Consider the following 21,921-nt stretch of genomic DNA (forward strand, 5'->3'; position numbering starts at 1 on the left):
GGAAGTGATCAGGACGGCGCAGCGATGCGGAGTGAGCGGGCGAACCGGTCGCCCGCGCGTCATTGCACGTTTTTCGGTGCGACGCCGGTTGCAAGACCGAGCGGGGCGGCAGTCTGGTTGACGAAGTCGGCCACCGCCTCACCGTAATAGGTGGTGATGTCGGTGACCATTGACGGCCCGTCGAGGCCCCAACCGGCGGGATAGCTTTGGGTTTTGGTCCGCTTCCGGCTGATCGCGGTGTTGACCTCGTTGATGAAGGTGTCGACCCTGTAATTGTCGGGGCCGATGAAGGCGCGGGTCTGCCACGTCAGCTGCAACGGCGGATAGGCACTCTTCCACTGCGCTTCCACGGTCCGGGCCAGCGGCGCCGCGTCGAGCGCCTCCAGCTTGAACATGATGAAGTCGAGCTGCTCGACGAAATTGGCCTCGCGCGCGATCAGCCGGTTCATCATGAGGTTGATGAAGGCCGGCGACGTCGCCTGGTTGGCAACGGCGCTCGCGTAGTCCGGGCGCATGTTTCGGGTCTCGCTGAGGGTGAGCCCTTCGAGCCTCAGCGCGATCGTATCGCGGTAGATGGCCCGCCCGGCGGCGAGGGCGTCCGTCGAGTTCAGTTCGGTCCGCCATCGTGCCTCGCTCTTCGCCGCGTCCACGGTCGCGGCAAAGCCATGCAGCGCGCTGCGGCCGATCGCCGAGCACACCAGCGCGCCCGCAGTGCGGTCGACCAGCGCGGGATTGGCAGGGGCGAAGTTGGGCGGAGGCTCGTCGGGAAAGAACGTGCCTTTCACCGACGGCGCGTTCTTGAGCTGGCTGAGGAAGACGCCGGGCACGGTCGACGCCATGCCGCCGTCCGTCATGTTCACGACAGGGTCAGGCCGAAAGAATGACATGGGACGATGCCCGCTGAAACGAATGAAAAATGGGTCTGCAATATGGAGATGAGCATTAGCATAACAGCAACTAAAGAGCGAGAGTTTTTTTATTCGAGAATGGCTGCGCTTCGATTTCGATCCTGCGCTGCGGCCCGGGCAGCGCCCGTGTTGCAGTGCTCCCAACGGGCCACAGCGATGTCGAGACCGGCCCGATATCGCTCGCCGGGACGGCGGCCCGGCGCTAACATCCGCGCATGCAATCGAACCGTGTGCCGCCGAGCGCAACGTTTGCGTGGGGAAACCTGTCCGAGGACTTCGCGCTGTTCCGAACCCTCAGCGCCGAGCAGCGGCTGATCGCCTTCGGCGCGATGACCCGGCGCGATCTGGTCCGTGGCGAGCTCCTGGTCGAGCAGGGGGGCGCCTCGGATTCACTGTTTCTGGTGCTGCACGGTGCGCTCGCCGTGCACCGGACCGATCATCCCGAGCCGATTGCGGAGCTTCGCGCCGGCGAGCTGGTCGGCGAGATCGGCTTCTTCGCCAACATCCCGCGCACGGCCAACGTGATCGCGATCCGCGATTCCAGCGTGCTGGTGTTGACGCGCGCGGCCTATGCGAGGTTGGTCCAGGAAACGCCGGGGATCGTCGAGGCGCTGCTGGCCGCGCTTGCCCAGCGGTTTGCCGTTCAAACTGCGCGGCTGTTGCCTGTCCGGGCGTCGCCGAAGGCGCGCACCGTCGCGCTGATTGCGGGCGGACGGGAGCCGGTGCCGCCTGCCTTCGAACGGCGTTTGCGCGAAGGCCTTGCTGCCGCAGGTGCCGAGATCGTCGATCTCGCGCGCATTCAGGCGATGTTTCCCGGCCGCGCGCTTGACGCCTCCGAGGTCGCCGACTGGCTGAACCGGATCGAGTACGACGCGCCGCTGGTGGCTTATTTCGGTGGTGCTGAAGCATCCGAATGGGCGCGCAAGGCCATTCGCCAGGCCGACCTCGTCGTGTTCGCATGCCGCGGCGATGCTCCGCCGCCTGATCTCGCCGAGATCGAGAGCTTCGCCTGCGCCGTGCATCCGGCGTCGGCGCGTCGCCTGGTTCGTATTCATGATGTCAGGCGCAACGAGGTTAGCGGTACCGCGGCCTGGCTGGCACGGCTGCCTTGCTTCATGCATCACCATGTCGCGCTCGAGGACCAGATCGATATCGAGAGCCTGGTGCGCTTCCTGTGCGGTCGCGCCGTCGGGTTTGTCGCCGGCGGCGGCGGTAGCCTCGGCACCGCGCATGTCGGCGTCTACAAGGCGTTTCGCGAGCGCGGCGCGATGTTCGACATCTTCGTCGGCACCAGCGTCGGCTCGGCGATGGCGGCGGGCTTTGCCAAGAACTACGATGCCGAGCATCTCGAGCGCGGCACGCATGAGATCTTCGTCTCCAGCCGCAGCTTCCGCCGCCCGACCTGGCCGCGTTACGCGCTGCTCGACCACAAGGCCTTCGACCGGGCGCTCGCCGATCAATACGGCCACACCTGCCGGATCGAGGATTGCTGGCGGCCGTTCGCGGCAGTCGCGACCAACCTTTCGACGCACAGTCTCGAATTGATCAGGACCGGCCTCGTCTGGCAGGCGGTGCGCGCATCGAGCGCCATCCCCGGCCTGCTGCCGCCGTTCTACACCAAAGACGGCTCGATGCTGGTCGACGGATGTCTGGTCGACAACGTTCCGCTGGCGCAGATGCATCAGATGAAGAGCGGGCCCAACCTCGTGGTCCATTTCGGCGAGCCGGCAACCGAGATGTTCGACGTCGACTATGCCGCGCTGCCGGGGCGGTTCGAGTTGCTCGCGTCGCTGCTGACGCCGTTCCGGCGGAAGGCGCTCCCGGCAGCGCCCAGTGCCATCAACGTGCTGTGGCGCAGCCTCGTCGCGCATCAGCGCTACGATACGCTGCCGACCACGCCGCTCGACTTCGTGATGCGCCCGCCGACGCCCGATGGCATCGACGTGACCGATTTCGACCGCCATCAGGAAATCTTCGAATCCTCGTATCGCTGGGCTCACGAGACCATTGCCGCTTCGCAGGCATCGCATCATCCGGCCATTGCGGCCATCGTCGCGTCGGCCATAGCCGCGGACGAGAGTGCGGATCGGACGACGACGGTGATCGCGCCCGCGACCCAGCAGGCCCGCGTCGGTTGAGCCGCTTGCAGGCGGAGGCGAAGTCGACCATCGTGCCGGACTGAAATCCGGAGACGACAATGCCTTTCGAATTGATTCTGCGCGGCGGACGGGTGGTCGACCCGTCGCAAAAGCTCGATGCCGTGACCGATGTCGCCTTTGCCGGCGGCAAGGTCGCCGCGGTCGGCCGGGAGCTGAAGGCCGATCCCGCAACCGAGGTCCGCGACGTCTCCGGGCTGATCGTCTCACCGGGGATCATCGACCTGCACACCCATGTCTATTGGGGTGGCACCTCGCTCGGTATCGACGCAGAGGAGTTCTGCCGCACCTCCGGCGTCACCACGTCGGTCGACACCGGCAGCGCCGGCCCCGGCAATTTTGCCGGTTTCCGCAAGCACGTGATCGAGCCGAGCCAGGTCCGCATCCTCGCCTATCTGCATGTCTCGCATGCCGGCATCTTCGGCTTCTCCGATCGCGTGATGGTCGGCGAGAGCGAGGAATTGCGGCTGATGAATCCGGTCGATGCCGCGCGCGTGGCGGACGTGAACCGCGACCTCATCGTCGGCATCAAGGTGCGGGTCGGCCTGCATGCCTCCGGCACCTCGGGGCTGGTGCCGCTCGAGATCGCGCTCGAGGTTGCCGAAGAGGTCGGCATGCCCTTGATGGCGCATATCGACCATCCGCCGCCGAGCTATGAGGAGGTGCTCGCGCGCCTGCGCCCGGGCGATGTGTTGACGCACGCGTTCCGGCCGTTCCCCAACACGCCCGCGACCGCGCAGGGCACGGTGAAGAAGGCGGTGCTGGAGGCACGCGAGCGCGGCGTGCTGTTCGATATCGGCCATGGCAAGGGCTCGTTCGCCTTCAAGACCGCGCGCGCGATGCTCGCCAACGGCTTCTATCCCGACACCATCTCCTCCGACATCCATCAGCTCTGCATCGACGGCCCGGCGTTCGACCAGGTGACGACGATGTCGAAGTTCCTCTGCATGGGAATGTCGCTGCCCGACGTGATCGCCGCCTCGACCGTCAATGCTGCGATGGCGTTGCGGCGGCCTGAGCTCGGTAGCCTCAAGCCGGGCAGCGCCGGCGACGCCACGCTGCTCACGGTCAGGGAAGGGCAGTTCGACTATGTCGACGTGGTCGGCGAGCACCTGACCGGCGATTGCAAGATCACGTCCGAAGGCGTCGTGATCGGCGGACGCTGGTGGCATCCGAGATAGCGCGCGTACCTACAAAATCCTCGTCCGCTCTCTTGCCACATTTCAACTAGATCAGCGAATGCAAAGCCATGACCGCGGCCTCGCGGCTCTCCACCGGAACGAAGAAGCTGACCGAATGCGATGACAGGACATACTTGTCGGCGATGATTCCGTGGCGTTGCAGAATCTGAATCGCCTCGTACGGCAAGTCCGAGGAAATCCCGCCGAAGCAGGTGAGGCTCACCGAACTCAGGGCCTCGCGCTGTTTGCGCAGATCTTTGCTCCCATTCAGCGTGCGCAGCAACGCGTCGAGTGTCTCCGAATCGCAAGTCATCATGATGCGAGTTTTTTCGGCGCTGAATGCCGAGGCGAGCAGTTGCGGCCAAGGCAGGCCATTTTGCTTGAGGTGCTGCGCGAACTTCTCAAAACCTTGATTGAGGTCCGCCGAATCGATTTCCACGTGCTCAATGCGAGCCATCGAGTTGACCGCCAGGACCTTTCCGTTCTCCATGTCCGCGACCTCCTTCATCACTTGCGTGCTGTGTCGAGCGCCGCCCCACTTTCTCAAGACCAGAGGCACGTTCTGGCTGTGGGCCAGCTCCACGCTGCGAAAGTGCAGGACCTTGGCGCCCCAGAAGCACATTTCGGCCAGGGATGCGAAATCGAGCTGACGCAACGGCTTTGCGTCCACGACGATGCGCGGGTCAGCCGAGCAAACTCCGTCGACCTCCTTGATGATCTCGCAACACTCCGCCTTGAGCGCCGCAGCCATGGCGACCGCGGTGGTGTCGCTGCCACCCCGGCCAAGCGTCGTGATTTCCTTGGTCAGCGGGTTCACGCCCTGAAAGCCTGCCAGAACCACGATGCGTCCGCGATCGAGTTCTTCGCGCACGCGAATGGGCCGCACATCCAGAATGCGTGCGGAGGAGTGGGACCCGTCGGTCATGACACCGGCCTGGCTGCCGGTAAAGCTGATCGCCGGCACGCCGAGATCAGACAGCGCCATGCTCATCAACGACATGCTGATGCGCTCGCCGGTGGTCAACAACATATCGAGTTCGCGGCGATTGGGATGCGGGCTGACCTGATAGGCCATCCTGACGAGTTCATCGGTGGTCTTGCCCATCGCTGAAACGATCGCCACGACCCGATGACCACGGCCATGCAGGTCGGCGACGCTGCTCGCCGCCGCGCGGATTTTTGCCGGTGTTTCGAGACAGGCGCCGCCGTATTTCTGCACGATGATGGGATTGCTAGGCATTGTTGCCCGCGTCGTGCTGGAAGGCGCAGCCGAACCCGATCAGATCGTTCTCCCCTTCGACGCTTTTGCGGTTTTTGATCGTTTCGCCACGACCCGCACGGCGCCCCCGTTGCGCTTCTTGGTATCTGCTTCCGCGTGCTGAGCCTTCGTCCCGCCGCGGTGAGCGGCGTATTCCTTGCCGTCGATCGGCGCGACATGCGGTGGATCTCGATCGAGATACGGTCGCCCGATGCCGAATTCCGGCCCACGCGCATCGATCCATTTCCAAAGCGCATCGGTGGAGACCCAACGCTCCGCCCGCGTCGCGCCTTTGACGCTCACGATATCGGCGGCAAGCCCGTGGCCATAGCCGCCGCGGAAGCTGCCTCCATGGTATGATTTGTCGGATGCCGCCTTCAGGCCGCTCGCAATCGATTGACGATAGTCATCGCGGAACGCGCTGGTGATGCCGGGCGCCAGGCCGGCCTGCTCCGCCGCGTAAAGCGCGTGAAACAGCTTGAGCTTGAAACTCCGATCCACCCCGCCAATCACGTAGTCGATCATCGGCATGCCCATCCTTTCCGCCGCCTTCGGATCCTTCCACGTGAAATCGTTGTCGACGCGCCGGGTGAACGTCCTGGTGACAGTCACCGTCTTGCGCTTCCGCTTGACTGTCACTTTCCGCTGCTCCTGTACGCTGATGGTGTCTTCCTTCGGCGTCCGCTGATAGAGCGCCCAAAGGTACCGGTCGATGCACACATCGACGACGAGGCATTCCTCGGAAATATCCAGGGGTCTCGCGGCCTCCTCGGTGTTACCGGACACTGGAGGCGTGCTCGCCGTCGCCGCCTGCGCCGGCGATGTTTCGGCCGGCAGCGTCTGCGACGACTCCGGCAATGCAGCCACCACGATCGACTTCGGCTCGCTCGGGCTCGCCGTCGCATCAACGGGCGTCGCCGGCGCCGGTTCAACCGCCATCGCCGCATCGGCGTTAGCGACGGCGTTGTCCATGAGGTCTGCTAGCGGGGCGGCTGCCATGTCGGACGCCGGCCCCGTTACGGGTTCCACAGGCATCGCGGCTTCCGCAGTCACTTTGGCGGCGCTGTCGACTGCAGTGGTCTGACGCGCATCAGCAGGTTCGGCGTTGGCGGCGAGAGAGGGAACGAGCCCTTCAATGGACACTGCGCCGCTGTTCCCGATGCCGGCAGAGCCAGCAAGCCAGGCAACAAGCCAACCTGCGAGAACGACGGTCCCGCACAATTCCGGAGTCGCAATTCGCCGCGGGTTCATCATCCCGTAGCCTCCAAAGGCCCGATCCGAGCCCCGTTGCACCGCCCAGCACGCGACGGCATCGATCATTCGGATCAAAATGGAAACGCGCAATGGGCGGACATCGTTAACGCTACGCTTTTTCAGAAGGTGTTGCCCGACCGCAACGCGCGGACGCGAGCAATCCGGCACGTGCGTGCCGTTGCGTTCGGTGATTTTCGCCAGCGATCGAGCTCTGCTTTCCGTTCGGGGCAGAAGCGTCGTCTTTGCAGTCGGCCGGCTACTTCAGGTCTACACTCAACTTCGGACATGTCGCTGCACTACGCCGACTGACGCGATGGGCCATCAGGGGACATCGGCCGCGCCATTTCTTATGTCCACTATAGGCCTACAATAAGCCTCGCCAGTCGAGCCGGGATGGCGACCGCTCGTCAGAAGGCTGTCGCGAATTTTGTTGGTCTCGTTTAACCTGCCGAAGCTCGTGCGATTTACTTTCGAGAGGACAACATGGTGCGTCTCCTTGCCTTGGTTCTTGCCGTGTATTGCTATCTGCAGCCTGCGCTGGTTCGCGCGGACGACACAGCGAAGCAACTCACGGGGAGCTGGAAACTGACGGCGTGGACCATTCAGATTATCGGTGGCGAGCTCACGGAACCTATGGGCCACGATCCGAAAGGCCGGGCAGTTTTTACGCCGGATGGGTACGTCGCGTTCATCATTGTCGCGGGAAATCGCAAACCGGCAGCGAACGATGCAGAGTCGGCAGCGCTGCTCAAATCGCTCCTAGCCTACACCGGTCCCTTCACAATCGATGGCGACAAGTTTACGACCAAGGTCGACATTTCTTGGAATGAGCTTCTCACCGGGCAAGACCAAGTGCGCTTCTTTAAGCTGGAAGGCGACAAGCTGAGCCTTAGAACAGCTGAACAGGTCAGCGCCGTCTATCCCGGCAAGAAAGTTGTCGGAATGCTCACCTGGGAACGCGAACACTAAGACCGTTCGAAGTCTGCTTTGGGTCAAAACCGGACGTCCGGCGTTCCGACTGACGCGTCAGCTAAGGGCCAGCAGCGGACCTCGCAGCTCATTCGGCTCATCTTCCGACAGTCGAGGGCGGAGTGACCTCTCTTTCACTCGTCGGGAGAAGGAAGGTGGCGTCACCCGAACTGCGCGACCGCGGCCGACCACAGACGCCAGATTTCGGGGGACTTCTCATCGACGGCGGTCTGCACCATAACCAGTTTCGAGGGCGGATCAACGAGGATGCGCTGCCCGAGGTACCCCAGGAGCGCGAATTGCCGTCTGCTGCCGGGAAACAGGTAGACCTGATATCCGTACCCGAACACTCCCTCGACAGCTCGGGCCAGCAGCGGACCTCGCAGCTCATTCGGCTCATCTTCCGACAGTCGAGGGCGGAGTGACCTCTCTTTCACTCGTCGGGAGAAGGAAGGTGGCGTCACCCGAACTGCGCGACCGCGGCCGACCACAGACGCCAGATTTCGGGGGACTTCTCATCGACGGCGGTCTGCACCATAACCAGTTTCGAGGGCGGATCAACGAGGATGCGCTGCCCGAGGTACCCCAGGAGCGCGAATTGCCGTCTGCTGCCGGGAAACAGGTAGACCTGATATCCGTACCCGAACACTCCCTCGACCTTTGCCAGATACGTCTCGGAGGCGCGCACCGTGGTCGCATCAATCATCCACTGTGCAGGTATGATCTGTTTGCCCTCCCACGCTCCATCGTGGGCCAGCAGACGGGCGAGCCGGGCATAGTCGCGCAGTACCGCATTGAAGAACCCGTGCGCTACCTCTCCGCCTTCCGCATCAATCATCCATTTGGCATCGGCTTCCGTGCCGATCGGCTGCCAGACTTTTTCTTGGAGATAGCCGCACGTTGATTGACCAGTGGCGTAACGCAGCACGAGACCAAGCACATCCGCCTCGATGCTGGCGTAATGGAATCGCGTCCCCGGCGGCGCGACCCGTTGGTTGAATTGCGCGATGCTGGCGACCGTGCCTTTTTGGGAAAACCAGTGCTTGCGCACCATGTCGCCCCACAGGCGATCGAGGTCGCCTCCTTCGCCTTTCGCTTCTTCGTTCTCTTCACCGAACTTCACGCCAGATGACATGTGCAGCAGCGCGCGGATCGGGGTTGCACCGTATTCCGTGCCTTTCAAGCCGGGAACATAGGTCTCGGCAGCATCGTCGATCGACTTGATCGCGCCTTCCGCTGTCGCGATCCCTATCAGCATGCCGTTGATCGATTTTGCCATCGACTGCGACGTCCGGGCCATCAGCGGAAAACGACGGACCACCATTGATTTCGGCAGCCCAACTCCGTTTCGCCGACGCCGCAACGCAGGTTGCCGCAACTCCGGCCAGGACAGAGCGTCGCGAGAGTCCTTTCCCGGCGCCGGTATCGGGCTTTACGGAACTTCTCATCGGTCATTGCTCCGAGCTACCGCTGCGCCGCTCGCAAGAGTGATAAAATCGCGCCTTCGCATAACCTCATCTCAAGAATGTCGGACCGAAACAACATAGCCTAGCACAGCGACGCGTCCCTAATCCGCTATGGGTCAAAAGCGCAGGTTTGACCCGAAGCCGGTGACTTCCGGTCTGTCCCCAACTTCGGACATGTCCCTGCGCCGCGTAAACTGCCGCGATGGGCCAACTGGCGACTTCAGGGACCTAGTCTGATATGCAGACGCCCCGTAGACTGAAGCGGCCTGTATCAGCTTAGTGGTAGCGAGAGACTATTGATGAAGTGGCTGACGACCGCGTATCGCTCCTTCGATATCGCCGGAAAGCTTGCATGTCTGGCGGGGTTTGCCGTTCTTACCTCAATTGCCTTTGCAGGGATGGCCGTCGCCGAACCACCAGGGGCCACGGCACTGCCTGGCCAAACCTTTCGTGATTGCTCCGACTGCCCCGAAATGATGGTGATTCCGGCTGGGAGTTTCCTTATGGGATCCTCCGACGAAGAAGCGGCGCGTGACGCCGGAGCCGCCTTGCCTAGCAGTGCACGCAAATATGCCGAGAGAAGCATAGCGTACGAACATCCCCAGCATTCGGTCAGCATCAGACACACCTTCGCGCTTGGAAAGTATCGCGTGACACGAGGCGAGTTCGCAGCTTTCGTGCGTGAAACAGGTTATTCAGCCGAAGGCGGCTGTACGTTCTGGATAGACCACACTTATCCGGTGAGGCCGGAGGCTGGATGGCGGGACCCCGGCTTTCTGCAAACGGATCGAGATCCGGTGGTGTGTGTCAGCTGGCAAGACGCGCATGCCTATATCGACTGGTTAAATGGCAAGGTACATGATCGGGCTGGCTCAGGCAGCGGCGAGTTATATCGGCTCCCGAGTGAGGCCGAATGGGAATACGCGGCTCGAGCAGGAACCCGTACGGCGCGATGGTGGGGTGATCCCATAGGCTCGGGAAACGCTGATTGTGATGGATGCGGTAGCCCGTGGGATAAGCGGCAGCCAGCTCCAACGGGCAGCTTTCAAGCCAATGCATTCGGAATATCAGACGTGCTTGGCGACACATCGGAATGGATTGCGGATTGCTGGCGCGAAAACTACGTCAATGCCCCGCAAGACGGCAGTCCGTTTACGATCGCTAACTGCGATCTGCGTGTGATGAGAGGCGGCAACTGGACCAATGAGCCTTGGGTCTTACGGTCTGCCCAACGTAGCAGGGCAAAGCCCGACAGACGCGCTAACTACATCGGTTTTCGGGTCGCTCGAACGCTTCCATGAAACGCGACTCATTCGGTCTGCTCGTGCCTTTCGCTCAGTCTGCTTTGGGTCAAACTGCGACATCAGGGCCTCGGGACCGGGCGTCTGCTGTACTCTCGGACCCGGACGTCTTGACGATGGCACCGGAGGTCAGCAACGGGCCACCACAGGAATACGTCGCCAACTGAGGCGGCCTTTGGCATCTTGCCCAAACCCACCGGCGTTTTCTTACTGAACGATTTCGGTTAAGGGCTTGCCCTTATCGACCACGAAGACGTTGATCAGCTTCAGCGTCTTATCACCACCGATCTTGAATCCCGCGTGCGGCACGCCGCGCTGGTTGATAACTCCGGCGCCTGTGGGTAGTTCGCGCTGCGAGCCATCTGGCAGGATCAGGGTCGCGCCCTGAATGACGTACACGATCTCCTCGCCGTAGTGTGTATGAAGCGGGAGACTTTCACCCGGCGGGACTTCAAGATAGACCTCGATGGCTTCCATGTTAGTCCCAGCCACGTCAGCCCGCTTCAGTTCTTTGCGGACGATTTGAGCATGAGCGGTAGTGGCGGAAATGAGCAAAATCAGCGCGGCAATACGCAGCATAGTCAATGTTCCCTCTTGCAAAGAAGGGAGAATGGCACCTCACGAGATGACCGTCCAGCCGCAGCTCACTTCCAGGAGACTCCATTCAGCCATGGTGAACTCGGCTGACATGTCGGTTGTGGGTCAAAAGCCGTCCGTGGCGGCCAAACCGGCGGCGTCTGCTCTGCCCAAATGATCTGACGGGCTGACGGACGGGTGGACCTTCGGCTTCGGGCCAATAGGGACGTCGCAGCTTGGCCCAAAACGTAAAGAGGCCGCGAGCGAGGCGGCCTCGGTTTGCAGTGTTTTCGATGCTAACTGCGCCTGGCCTGCTCGGCGGCGCGCCGGGCGTCGATCGCGTCCAGGACGGCGAGTTGTGCCTGTTCAACCGACGCTATGGCGTAATCGATCGCGAAACCGGCGTCTTCTTCCAGAAGCGTTGCGCGCTCCTCGGCAAGGTTGGCCTTGATATCATGCTTTGCTTTGAGCGCGTACGCCTTCAAGGTGTTCACGTCCGCGGTGATTTTTGCTTGCAGCGCCTGCCTGTCTCTGTCGGCAGAATCGCCGACCGACTTGATTTGCTGGCTCACCTTTTCGACGGCCATCTTTGCAGCCGAAAGCGCCTCTGCCTTCCGCGCTTCGATCTTGTCACGCGCTTCCTTTTGTGCGGCAGCAAAGGCAGTTTCGGCATTCTTTGCGCGCACCGACAATTCGGCGAGTTGTTCAGAAAGTGGCTTCATTTGCTCCTCCTTCAGGTAAGCGCCTCCCGAACCGGCTCGCAAGTAACGCGCTCTCGTGCGAGCCATGTTGATCTGGGTCAACTTTTCCTGAGAACGAGCAAGGAGGGCGCGAAACGATACCTCGATTGGGTCAAAAGCAGCCGACGACGATCGAGCAGAGCAATTACTGCGTCGCCGTCAGGAGCGGACCTCGGTGAATCCACGCCCTAATGGCAGGGCCGGGGTGCCGCGAATGATGCGCAATCGCGGCAAGTTTTTTCGCGCCGATCGATGTCGCGCGACTCGTTTTGCGGTTCATGCCGTTGTCGGTCGGGGAAGGGCGGTCCGGCTATGTCGACGCGGTCGGCGAGCACCTGACGGGCGATCGCAAGATCGCATCCGCGGGTGTCGTGATCGGCGGCCGCTGGTGGTACCCGAGATGGGGGCGCGTGCTCGCAAACCCGTATCGGCTTCGTCCTCGCGACGTGATCCAGACGATCAGTTGCTGTGCCGCGCCTTCGTCAACCCACGTACTTTCCCCGGACGTAGTCGCCCGGATAGCGCGCCCGGCCAAAACCGGGCAGAAGACAGACACATTTCATCCCCAAGACATTACTTGAGCGCACCCGGCGGCCTGTTAGAGGCCGCCGGGTTTTTGCTTCCCGTCAATTGCATCGAGTTGTCGCCACGCATGAGCTGGTGCGGGTGCGTCCACCTTACGTACTTTCCCCGAACGTAGTCGACCGGAATAGCGCTCACGGCAAGAACCGGGCAGAAAGGATACGCTAGACGAAGCAACTGCACGCGGGTTCTTCGAGGAGCAGCCAAAATGATCATCAACATTCAGAAGCTCAATGGCCTGTGGCACCTCATCGTCGGATCGTGCAAGATCCAAACTCCGTTCCTGGAGACGCAGGAGCGAGCGCGGGTCGTCGCGTATGCCCGACGGGTCTACCCTGGTGCCAAGGTTTTCGAACGCGACTGATCCTTGCGATCGCGCCCAACATGGCTCGCGCTAGAGCTATCTCGCATGTTGGCCGCGAATGATAAGCAACCGCAGCAATTATTCGCACCGATCAATGTCGCGCGACTCGCCTGGCGGTTCAGACGGTCATCAAAAAAAGATCGGCCGTACGAATAATGTTCACGCCTTGCGCCCCAGGTCGCGCACCACATCTCCGCACCGCAATTCTTGGATGAGGTTTGGTTCCCAAACCGCCCAGTTGCGAATTGTGGAGATGGACTATGGACTTCCTCGGTTTTCTTAATGGTTCAGGTTTAACCCAGCCTGCCATTTGGATCGCTGCTGCGGTCGCATGTGTGATCCTGCTGCGTATATCGAACGTATTTCGCTACATTCCGAACAATCAGGTCGGCATCGTCGAGAAGCTGTGGGCGATCAAGGGCTCGATCGACGACGGCTTCATCGCGCTGAACGGCGAGGCCGGCTACGAGCCCGAGGTGCTGCGCGGTGGCCTGCACGTGATGTTTCCCTTCATGTACCGGATCCACCGCTCGGACCTCGTGACCGTCGGCCAGGGCAAGATCGCCTATGTGTTCGCGCGCGACGGTGCGGCGCTGGAGCCGTCGCAGGTGCTCGGCGCCAACGACACCGAAGACAAGTCGGATTTCCAGGACGCGCGCCGCTTCCTGCTCGGCGGCGGCCAGAAGGGCCCGCAGCGCAAGATCCTGCGCGAAGGCACCTATGCGATCAACACCACGCAGTTCGCCGTCATCACCGACGAGCGCGTCTACGGTCATGCGCTGAGCGAGCGGGAACGCGGCGTGCTCGAGAGCATGCAGCTCACCATCACCGAGCGCTGGGGCTTTGCGCCGGTGGTGCTGGCGGCCGATCACGATCTGGTCGGCATCGTCACCGTGCATGACGGCCCGTCGCTGCCTCCCGGCGAGATCATCGCGCCCGAAGTCGGCATCGAACTGCGCGACGCGGCGACCTTTCACAACAATTTCCAGGAGCCCGAGAAATTCCTGAGCGCCGGCGGCTATCGCGGCCGTCAGCTCCAGGTCATCGTCGAGGGCACCTGGTACATCAACCGCCTGTTCGCGACCGTCGAGGCGGTGCCGAAGACGGTGATCCCGGTCGGCAATGTCGGCGTCGTGATCTTCTACACCGGTCCGCGCACCGACGACGTCTCGGGCGAGCAGTATCGCCATGGCGAGCTGGTGCTGAACGGCAGCCGCGGCGTCTGGAAGGACCCGCTGTTGCCCGGCAAATACGCGTTCAACACTTATGCCGGCAAGATCGAGGTGATCCCGACCGTCAACTTCATCCTGAAATGGATGCGCGGCGAGGTCGGCGCGATGAAGCTCGACGAGAACCTGTCGGAAATCTCGCTGATCACCAAGGACGCGTTCGAGCCGACGCTGCCGCTCTCGGTGGTGATGCATATCGACTACAAGAAGGCGCCGATGATCATTCAGCGCTTCGGCGACGTGAAAAAGCTGGTCGAGCAGACGCTCGACCCGATGGTCAGCGCGTTCTTCAAGAATATCGCGCAGAAGATGACGCTGATCGAGCTGCTGCAGAACCGCGCCGCAATCCAGGAGGAAGCGGCCCACGACATGAAGGCGAGGTTCGAGAGCTATTCGCTCGACCTTCAGGAGGTGTTGATCGGCACGCCGCGCGCGGCCGTAGGTGACCACACCATCGAGAACATCCTGATCCAGCTCCGCTCGCGCCAGATCGCGCGCGAGCAGGTCGAGACCTATCAGGAGCAGGAGAAGGCCGCGGTGCAGGAGCGCGCACTGAACGAAGCCAAGGCGACGGCCGCGGCGCAGACCGCGCTGACGCAATCGCTGATCCAGGTCAGGGTCAATGAGAACGAGGGCGCGGCGGCGCTCGCCCGCGCGCAGAAGGATGCCGAGACCCGCAAGGTCACGGCGGCCGCTGTCGGCGAGCAGTCGCGGCTGGAAGGCCAGGGCGAGGCCGACCGGGTGCTGGCGGTCGGTACCGCCAATGCGCAGGCGACCAAGCTGTCGGTCGATGCCTATGGCGGGCCGGAATACCGGCTTGCCGAGCAGAACTTCGCAAAGTTCGCCGATGCGCTGACGCGGATCAATCAGCCGCTGGTGCCGCAATTCCTGATGTCGGGCGGCCAGGGGCAGGAGGGCAACAGCGCCGGCCTGATCCCGACGGCGATGCTGAGCTCGATGTTCGGGCAGATGATGCCCGGCGCATTAGAGAAGCTGAGGGACGAGGCACCGAAAGCCGCGCGCCGGACCAACGGCCAGTGAGGTGGCGACTCGGGCTAAGTCGAATACCGGAAAGTGCGCTCCCTCTCCCGCTTGCGGGGGAGGGCATTTGCATAAATTCGGAATATTAGAAGTCTACAGGTGAGTTGCCCGACGTGTCAAGTTGCGACCGTCGGCTACTTTGCATGGGGTTGTTTTCGAGTTTTTTGGCAGCGCGCAGCGGGACGGCCCGGGGTAGGGCTTCCTCCGCGAGCTGCGTTGTGGAGAAAGCCGATCAACTTGCCTGGTCGCCGCAGCGGCTCATTCCGTCTTGTCGACGTTCCAGAACACCGGCGGTGCCGGGCCTTCCAGCACCCCTGTGAGCGATTTGCGCCAGGCGCTCGGCAGGCGGAACTGGCCGAGCGGGACATAGATCACCTGCTCGTAGGCTTGCTTCTGGATCTCCACCGCGAGCTTCTTCTGGTCCTCAGGCGAGGTGGCGCGCGCGTAGGCGTCGCGCATCTGTTCGAGCTTGGCGTCCTCGGGCCAGCCGAACCAGGCCCGCTTGCCGTTGGCGGCGATCTGGTTGTTGACGATCGGATTCATCACTTCGGTCGCGCCGGTGAAAGTGAAAAACAGGTTCCAGCCGCCTTCCTTGGGCGGCTTCTGGCTGGCGCGGCGGCTCACCACGGTCTGCCAGTCCGTCACCTGCGCGTCGACGTTGAAACCGGCCGCGCGCAACAGCTGTGCGGCGACTGTCGGCGGTCCCTTCAGCGTCTGGACGTCGCCGGGGATCATGATCACGACCGGCGTGCCGTCATAGCCCGAGGCGGCCAGCGCCTTCTTGGCCTCGGCCATGCCGTTGCCCTTGATCAGGGTCTCCGCGCCGGTGTCGCTGGCGAGCGGCGTGTTGCAGGCGAAATACGAGCCGCAGATCTCGTAATATTTGGCGTTGCCGACGGTGGCGTCGAGCACGTCCTTCTGATTCATCGCCAGGAATGCCGCGCGGCGGATCTTGGGATTGTCGAACGGCGGGTGCAGGAAGTTCATCCGGCCCTCGATCTGGAAACCAAACTTATTCAGCACGCCGACGGTGAGATCGGAATTGGCTTCGAGCACCGGCACCAGGTCGATCGAGGGTTGTTCCAGAAAATCGATGTCGCCGGATTGCAGCGCGTTGATCGCGGTCTGCGCGTCGGGCATCGTGATCCATTCGACGCGATCGACCTTCGCGACCTTGCCGCCGGCCAGCCAATCCGGCTTTTCCTTGCGCGGCACGTAGTCGGCATTGCGCTCATAGACCGCCTTCACGCCGGGCTGGAATTCCGCGGCGACGAACTTGAACGGCCCGCTGCCGATCTGCTCTGCAATCTGCTTGCCGGCCGGCGTCTCGGCGAGCCGCTTCGGCATCATGAAGGCGACGTAGGAGGAGGGCTTTGCCAGCGACTCCAGCACCAGGCCGTACGGCTCCTTGAGCTTGAGCACGATCGTCTTCGGTCCGCTCGCTTCGAGCGAAGCGGTGAATTCGGCGAGCTTCTGCGCCATGCCGTCGACGACGGTCCAGCGCTTCAGCGAGGCGATGCAGTCCTCGGCCGTGACCGGCGTGCCGTCATGCCATTTCAGGCCGTCGCGCAGCGTGAAAGTGTAGGTCAGCTTGTCGTCCGAGATCGTCCAGTCCGCCATCTGCGGCCGGACCTTGAAGCTTGAATCGATGCCGAGCAGCGTATCGTAGACCATGTAGCCATGGTCGCGGGTGATGTAGGCGGTGGTGAAACCGGGATCGATGATGCGCAGGTCCGAATGCATCACCGCCGAGATGGTCTTGCCTTTGCCTGCGGCGATGGCGCGCGATGACAGGAAAGCCGGGGCCGCGATCGCCGGCGGCACGCTGGCCGCGAGCTTGAGGAGCATTCTGCGCGAAACATCGACCATTCGCCGTCCCCCGATTTTGTCGTTGCGCCGGCCGTAGGCCGCAGCGAGCCGCATGCTTCACCAATCCGTTACTGAATGCAAGCAAGCGCCGTGCCGCCAATCTCGGAATATCGGCGGCGACCTTCGCATGGACCGGCGACGTGAATGTTCGATGACCGCAGCCGCGGCGCGCGCCGCGTCCGGCACTGCGCAAGCGCGCATCCTGCATAGGAGCCTGCGCTTCCTGCCGCACCTCGCGGGCTGTTCGGACGGCGATCCGCCGTGTAGGCTTGTGCTCTGCCGGCCAGCAATAAGGCCATATCCCGCACATCCTGAGGGAACAAGCAGTCGAGGGAGACCAGAAGAACCGTCATGACCGATATCCGTTACGTAGCACCGCGCACGCTTGATGAAGCGATTGGCGCATTCGCTGCCGCCGGAAGTGCTGCCCGCATCATGGCAGGCGGCACTGATTTATTGGTGCAAATGCGCTCCGGCCTGGTGCGGCCGGGACTGATCGTCGACATCAAGAAGATCGGCGAGATGACCGAGATCACCGAAACCGCCGACGGCGGTTTCCGCGTCGGCGCTGCCGTCTCCGGGATGGAGCTCGCCGAGCATGGGCGCTTCGGCAAGGTGTGGCCGGGCGTGCTCGAAGCGGTGAACCTGATCGGCTCCAAGCAGGTGCAGGGCCGCGCCTCCGCCGGCGGCAACCTCTGCAACGGCTCGCCGGCCGGCGACAGCGTGCCGGCGATGATCGCGGCGGGCGCCGTCGTCACCGTGCAGGGCCCGAACGGCCGCCGCGAGCTCAAGGTCGAGGATGTGCCGGCCGGACCCGGCCGCACCAACCTCAAGCCGGGCGAGATCCTCGTCAGTTTTGCGCTCCCGCCGCGGCCCAAAGGCTCGGGCGATGCTTACTTGCGGATGATTCCGCGCACCGAGATGGATATCGCGGTGGTCGGCATCGGCGTCAGCCTGACCCTCAAGGACGGCGTCTGCACCGTGGCCCGTGTCGGCCTCGGCGCGGTGGCGCCGACCGCGCTGCTGGTGGCGCCGGCCGCGCAAGCGCTGGTTGGCTCGAAGCTCGACGACGCCGCGCTCGAGGCCGCCGCCGCCGCGTGCCGCGCCGCCTGTCGTCCGATCGACGACAAGCGCGGCACCATCGCTTACCGGATCAAGACTGCCGGCGTGCTGCTCAAGCGCACCGCCGCGATCGCCGCCCAGCGCGCGGGAGGACACTAGCACCATGGCGAAACTGCACGTCACCACCTCCGTCAACGGCGAGCCGGTCGAATTCCTGTGCGAGCCGTATGAGACCATGCTCGATGCGCTGCGCGGGCAATTGGGGCTCACCGGCTCCAAGGAAGGCTGCGCCACCGGCGATTGCGGCGCCTGCTCGATCACGCTCGACGGCCGGCTGGTCTGCTCCTGCCTGATGCTCGCGGCCGAGGCCGAGGGCCATGAGATCCGGACCATCGAGGGCATGGCCAAGGGCGGCGAGTTGCATCCCCTGCAGCAGAAATTCCTCGAGCACGCCGCGCTCCAGTGCGGCATCTGCACCTCGGGCATGCTGGTCGCCTCCGAGGCGCTGCTCGCCAGAAATTCCAATCCGACCGAAGAGGAAGTCCGCTTCTGGCTCGCCGGCAATCTCTGCCGGTGTACCGGTTACGACAAGATCGTCCGCGCGGTGATGGAGACCGCTGCCGAAATGCGGGAGACTGCTCGATGAACGTCGTCAACAACAAATGGATCGGCCAGCGTACCATCAGGCCCGATGGCGTCGACAAGGTCACCGGCCGTGCGGCGTTCGCCGCAGACACCACCATGCCCGGCATGATCTGGGGCAAGGTACTGCGCAGCCCGCATCCGCATGCCCGCATCAAGTCGATCAACACCAAGAAGGCCGAGGCGCTGCCCGGCGTCAAGGCGGTGGTGACCTCGCGCGACATCGTCGACTTCAGAATCGAGAAAGGCGCCGTGATGCTCGGCATCCAGGACATGCGCTGGATGTGCCGCAACGTGATGGCGCGCGACAAGGCGCTGTTTCCCGGCCATCCCGTCGCCGCCGTCGCCGCGACCACGGAGGCGATCGCGGCGGAAGCCTGCAAGCTGATCGAGGTCGACTACGAGGTGCTGCCTTGGGCGATCGAGATCGACGACGCACTCAAGCCCGACGCGCCGATCCTGCACGAGTTCAACAAATTCGACGGCAAGCCCTCGAACATCATGGGCCGGATCGAATCCAAGAAGGGTGACATCGCGCAGGGCTTCAAGGATGCGGATGTCGTGATCGAACGCTCCTTCACGACGCGTCCGGTGCACCAAGGCTATATCGAGCCGCATGCCTGCCTGATCTCGGTTGCCGCCGACGGCAAGACCACGATCTGGTCGTCGAGCCAGGGCCAGTTCATGGTACGCGCGATGACCTCGATGCTGACCGGCATCCCGCAGAGCGACATCCGCGCCATCCCCGCCGAGATCGGCGGCGGCTTCGGCGGCAAGACCATCGTCTATCTCGAGCCGCTCGCGACCTTGCTCGCCAAGAAGTCCGGCCGGCCGGTCAAGATGGTAATGACGCGCGAGGAGGTGATGCGCGCAACCGGTCCGACATCGGGCTCGAAGAGCACGGTGAAGATCGGCGCGAAGAAAGACGGCACCATCGTCGCCGCCCATGGCAGCTTCTATCTGCAGGCCGGCGCCTTCCCAGGCTCGCCGATCCGCGGCGCGGTCGGGTGCAGCTTCGCGCCCTACGACATTCCGCATGTGCTGTCGGAAGGTTTCGACGTCTGCTCCAACCGTTCCAAGGTCGCGGCCTATCGTGCGCCCGGCGCGCCGATCGGCGCCTATGCGGTGGAATGCGTGCTCGACGAGCTCGCAGAGGCGCTGAAGATGGATCCGCTGGCGCTGCGGCTGAAGAACGCGGCCAAGGAAGGCACCAAGGCGGCGCACGGCCCGGTGTTCCCGCGCATCGGCTATATCGAGACGCTGGAAGCGGCGAAGAACCACCCACACTACGCCGCGCCGCTCGGCAAATATCAGGGCAGGGGCGTTGCCTCCGGCTTCTGGTTCAACGCCGGCGGCGAATCCTCCGCGCAGGTCAACATCACCGAGGACGGCAACGTCGTCGTCACCACGGGGCATCCCGATATCGGCGGCTCGCGCGCCGGCATCGCCAACATCTGCGCCGAACTGCTCGGCATCGACTACAGGCGCGTCTCCGTCATCATCGGCGACACCCAGACGGTCGGCTTCTCCAATCTCACCGGCGGCAGCCGCGTGCTGTTTGCCTCCTCGATGGTGGTGACGCAGGCGGCCGACAAGGTGATCGCGACGTTGCGCGAGCGCGCCGCGAAGATCTGGGAGATCGACCCTGAGGCCGTGAAATGGGAGAACGGTGCCGCGCATCCCGTCAGTCCAAACGCCGGCCAGTTCGAGCCACTGACGCTCGCCGACCTTGCCGAGAAGGCGCCGTCGCAGGGCGGCCCGATCGGCGCCAGCGTGCAGCTCAACACGCAAGGCGCCGAGGGCGGCTTCGGCACGCACATCTGCGACGTCGAGGTCGATGTCGAACTCGGCATCGTCAGGGTGATCCGCTACACCGCTGTGCAGGATGTCGGCCGCGCCGTGCATCCGAGCTATGTCGAGGGTCAGCTGCAGGGCGGCGTCGCGCAGGGCATCGGCTGGGCGCTGAACGAAGAGTACATCTACAACAAGGACGGCAAGGTCGATAACCCCGGCTTCCTCGACTACCGGATGCCGGTCTGTTCCGACCTGCCGATGCTCGATTGCGCGCTGGTCGAGGTGCCGAATCCGAAGCACCCGCAGGGCGTCAAGGGCGTCGGCGAGGTGCCACTGGTGCCGGTCATGGCCGCGGTCGCCAACGCCGTGCACGACGCGCTCGGCAAGCGCTTCTACAGCCTGCCGATGTCGCCGCCGAAGGTGTCGGCGGCGCTGGATGCACCGGCACAGCAGGCCGCGGAGTAGGGAATGCAGGGCGGGCTACGCTGACGCTAACCCGCCCTACGGTTCCGGCCATTGACGTCTCCGGCTTGACCTCGGCAAGATCGATCGGATGCATCAGGCTCACCGTGAACGGATGAGAATGGCCCACCCCGACGAGCTGTCCGCCCACATGATCTTCGGCCGCGGAGATTGGGCGGCATTGCGCGCCGGCACCTCGCTGACCCTGTCGGACGCCGATCTCGCGGCGCTGCGCGGCCTGAACGGGCCGATCAATGCTGTCGAAGTCAGCGACATCTACCTGCCTCTGACGCGCCTCTTGAACCTGCATTTCTCGGCGGCGCGCAACCTCGCGCAGGTCAAGTCGGAGTTTCTCGGCCGGCCGGCGCGCCGATCGCCCTACATCGTCGCGTTGGCCGGCAGCGTCGGCGTCGGTAAGAGCACCTTTGCCCGTGTGCTGTGTGCGCTGCTGGCCGGCTGGGCGGATCACCCGCGCGTTGAGCTGGTGACGACCGACGGCTTCCTGCATGCCAATGCAGTTCTGGAAGAACGCGGCCTGATGCGGCGCAAGGGCTTTCCCGAGAGCTACGATCTGCCGCGGATGCTGCGGTTTCTCGCCGCTGCCAAGGCGGGCGAAGCTGAGCTCGAACTGCCGGTCTATTCGCATCTGATCGGCGATATCGTGCCGTTGGGGCACCAGGTCATCCGGCAGCCGGACATCCTGGTGTTCGAGGGCCTCAACGTGTTGCTGGCGCGCGGCACGGCGCCGGTGGTGGTGTCGGATTTCTTCGACTTCTCGATCTACCTCGATGCCGATGAGGCCGACATCCAGTCCTGGTATGTCGAGCGTTTCCTCAGGCTGCAGGCGACCGCGTTCCGCAACCCCGCCTCCTATTTCCACCATTACAGGGACCTGCCGCCCGGCGACGCGCGCGAGGTCGCGGAGCGGCTGTGGCGCGAGCATCATCCCGCCAATCTCAGGGAGAACATCCTGCCGACGCGAACGCGGGCCGACGTCGTGCTGCGCAAGCGCGCCGACCATTCGATCGGAGAGGTCTGGCTGCGGGAGACGTAGAAAAGCGTAGGGC

18 protein-coding genes are annotated in these 21,921 nt (G+C 63.5%); 10 read left to right on the top strand and 8 right to left on the bottom strand.

What is annotated here, in order from left to right:
• Window positions 1–59 precede the first annotated feature (59 nt).
• On the bottom strand, window positions 60–860 hold the full coding sequence (locus AKN83_RS30875) for a hypothetical protein (protein ID WP_157113649.1): 801 nt from the start codon (window positions 858–860) through the stop codon (window positions 60–62).
• A 263-nt stretch (window positions 861–1,123) separates the two neighbouring features.
• Between AKN83_RS30875 and AKN83_RS30880 the strand changes: the two genes are divergently transcribed.
• Both AKN83_RS30880 and AKN83_RS30885 read left to right on the top strand, forming a co-directional pair.
• Window positions 1,124–3,046, top strand: a complete 1,923-nt coding sequence (locus tag AKN83_RS30880) for a cyclic nucleotide-binding and patatin-like phospholipase domain-containing protein (protein WP_063695605.1) — start codon at window positions 1,124–1,126, stop codon at window positions 3,044–3,046.
• Window positions 3,047–3,105: 59 nt separating this feature from the next.
• The gene (locus AKN83_RS30885) at window positions 3,106–4,245 is read left to right on the top strand and encodes an amidohydrolase/deacetylase family metallohydrolase (protein ID WP_063695606.1); all 1,140 of its coding nucleotides are present in this window, start codon (window positions 3,106–3,108) and stop codon (window positions 4,243–4,245) included.
• 46 nt (window positions 4,246–4,291) lie between these two features.
• Here the strand turns inward: AKN83_RS30885 and AKN83_RS30890 are convergent, their stop codons facing one another.
• The gene (locus AKN83_RS30890; RefSeq protein ID WP_050406416.1) at window positions 4,292–5,485 is read right to left on the bottom strand and encodes an aspartate kinase; all 1,194 of its coding nucleotides are present in this window, start codon (window positions 5,483–5,485) and stop codon (window positions 4,292–4,294) included.
• A 39-nt stretch (window positions 5,486–5,524) separates the two neighbouring features.
• The gene (locus AKN83_RS30895) at window positions 5,525–6,823 is read right to left on the bottom strand and encodes a peptidase M15 (RefSeq protein WP_244522166.1); all 1,299 of its coding nucleotides are present in this window, start codon (window positions 6,821–6,823) and stop codon (window positions 5,525–5,527) included.
• A 417-nt stretch (window positions 6,824–7,240) separates the two neighbouring features.
• Between AKN83_RS30895 and AKN83_RS30900 the strand changes: the two genes are divergently transcribed.
• Window positions 7,241–7,726: a lipocalin-like domain-containing protein gene (locus tag AKN83_RS30900; RefSeq protein WP_050406417.1), complete on the top strand. Its 486-nt coding sequence runs from the start codon at window positions 7,241–7,243 to the stop codon at window positions 7,724–7,726.
• A gap of 161 nt (window positions 7,727–7,887) precedes the next feature.
• Here AKN83_RS30900 and AKN83_RS30905 read toward each other — a convergent pair whose 3' ends face one another.
• Entirely contained in the window at window positions 7,888–8,076 is a 189-nt protein-coding gene (locus AKN83_RS30905) for a hypothetical protein (RefSeq protein WP_175596495.1), read from the bottom strand.
• Between the two features lie 110 nt (window positions 8,077–8,186).
• The gene (locus AKN83_RS30910) at window positions 8,187–9,005 is read right to left on the bottom strand and encodes a serine hydrolase domain-containing protein (protein WP_244522167.1); all 819 of its coding nucleotides are present in this window, start codon (window positions 9,003–9,005) and stop codon (window positions 8,187–8,189) included.
• Window positions 9,006–9,491: 486 nt separating this feature from the next.
• Here AKN83_RS30910 and AKN83_RS38895 point away from each other — a divergent pair, with 486 nt between their 5' ends.
• The gene (locus tag AKN83_RS38895; RefSeq protein ID WP_157113650.1) at window positions 9,492–10,493 is read left to right on the top strand and encodes a formylglycine-generating enzyme family protein; all 1,002 of its coding nucleotides are present in this window, start codon (window positions 9,492–9,494) and stop codon (window positions 10,491–10,493) included.
• A gap of 207 nt (window positions 10,494–10,700) precedes the next feature.
• Here the strand turns inward: AKN83_RS38895 and AKN83_RS30915 are convergent, their stop codons facing one another.
• Together AKN83_RS30915 and AKN83_RS30920 are read right to left on the bottom strand one after the other, a co-directional pair.
• The gene (locus tag AKN83_RS30915) at window positions 10,701–11,072 is read right to left on the bottom strand and encodes a cupin domain-containing protein (RefSeq protein ID WP_050402859.1); all 372 of its coding nucleotides are present in this window, start codon (window positions 11,070–11,072) and stop codon (window positions 10,701–10,703) included.
• A 293-nt stretch (window positions 11,073–11,365) separates the two neighbouring features.
• On the bottom strand, window positions 11,366–11,791 hold the full coding sequence (locus tag AKN83_RS30920; protein ID WP_063695609.1) for a hypothetical protein: 426 nt from the start codon (window positions 11,789–11,791) through the stop codon (window positions 11,366–11,368).
• 808 nt (window positions 11,792–12,599) lie between these two features.
• Here AKN83_RS30920 and AKN83_RS40750 point away from each other — a divergent pair.
• Together AKN83_RS40750 and AKN83_RS30925 are read left to right on the top strand one after the other, a co-directional pair.
• Window positions 12,600–12,755 carry a hypothetical protein gene (locus AKN83_RS40750; RefSeq protein WP_170991602.1) on the top strand — a complete coding sequence of 52 codons (156 nt, stop codon included), beginning with the start codon at window positions 12,600–12,602 and terminating at the stop codon, window positions 12,753–12,755.
• Window positions 12,756–13,015: 260 nt separating this feature from the next.
• Complete coding sequence (locus AKN83_RS30925; protein WP_050402857.1) at window positions 13,016–15,025, top strand: SPFH domain-containing protein; 2,010 nt, start codon at window positions 13,016–13,018, stop codon at window positions 15,023–15,025.
• Between the two features lie 258 nt (window positions 15,026–15,283).
• Here the strand turns inward: AKN83_RS30925 and AKN83_RS30930 are convergent, their stop codons facing one another.
• On the bottom strand, window positions 15,284–16,894 hold the full coding sequence (locus AKN83_RS30930) for an ABC transporter substrate-binding protein (protein WP_050402856.1): 1,611 nt from the start codon (window positions 16,892–16,894) through the stop codon (window positions 15,284–15,286).
• A 360-nt stretch (window positions 16,895–17,254) separates the two neighbouring features.
• Here AKN83_RS30930 and AKN83_RS30935 point away from each other — a divergent pair, with 360 nt between their 5' ends.
• The 4 genes from AKN83_RS30935 to coaA all read left to right on the top strand — a co-directional run bounded on the left by AKN83_RS30935 (window position 17,255) and on the right by coaA (window position 21,908).
• On the top strand, window positions 17,255–18,115 hold the full coding sequence (locus AKN83_RS30935; RefSeq protein ID WP_050402874.1) for an FAD binding domain-containing protein: 861 nt from the start codon (window positions 17,255–17,257) through the stop codon (window positions 18,113–18,115).
• A gap of 4 nt (window positions 18,116–18,119) precedes the next feature.
• Entirely contained in the window at window positions 18,120–18,602 is a 483-nt protein-coding gene (locus tag AKN83_RS30940) for a (2Fe-2S)-binding protein (protein ID WP_050402855.1), read from the top strand.
• Complete coding sequence (locus tag AKN83_RS30945; RefSeq protein WP_050402854.1) at window positions 18,599–20,857, top strand: xanthine dehydrogenase family protein molybdopterin-binding subunit; 2,259 nt, start codon at window positions 18,599–18,601, stop codon at window positions 20,855–20,857. Before AKN83_RS30940 ends, AKN83_RS30945 begins: the two co-directional genes overlap by 4 nt.
• 118 nt (window positions 20,858–20,975) lie before the next feature.
• A complete protein-coding gene (coaA, locus tag AKN83_RS30950; RefSeq protein ID WP_050402853.1) occupies window positions 20,976–21,908 on the top strand; it encodes a type I pantothenate kinase in 933 nt (310 codons plus the stop codon).
• Window positions 21,909–21,921 lie beyond the last annotated feature (13 nt).

Origin of the sequence: Bradyrhizobium embrapense (genome assembly GCF_001189235.2) — a bacterium.
Classification (GTDB): Bacteria; Pseudomonadota; Alphaproteobacteria; order Rhizobiales; family Xanthobacteraceae; genus Bradyrhizobium; species Bradyrhizobium embrapense.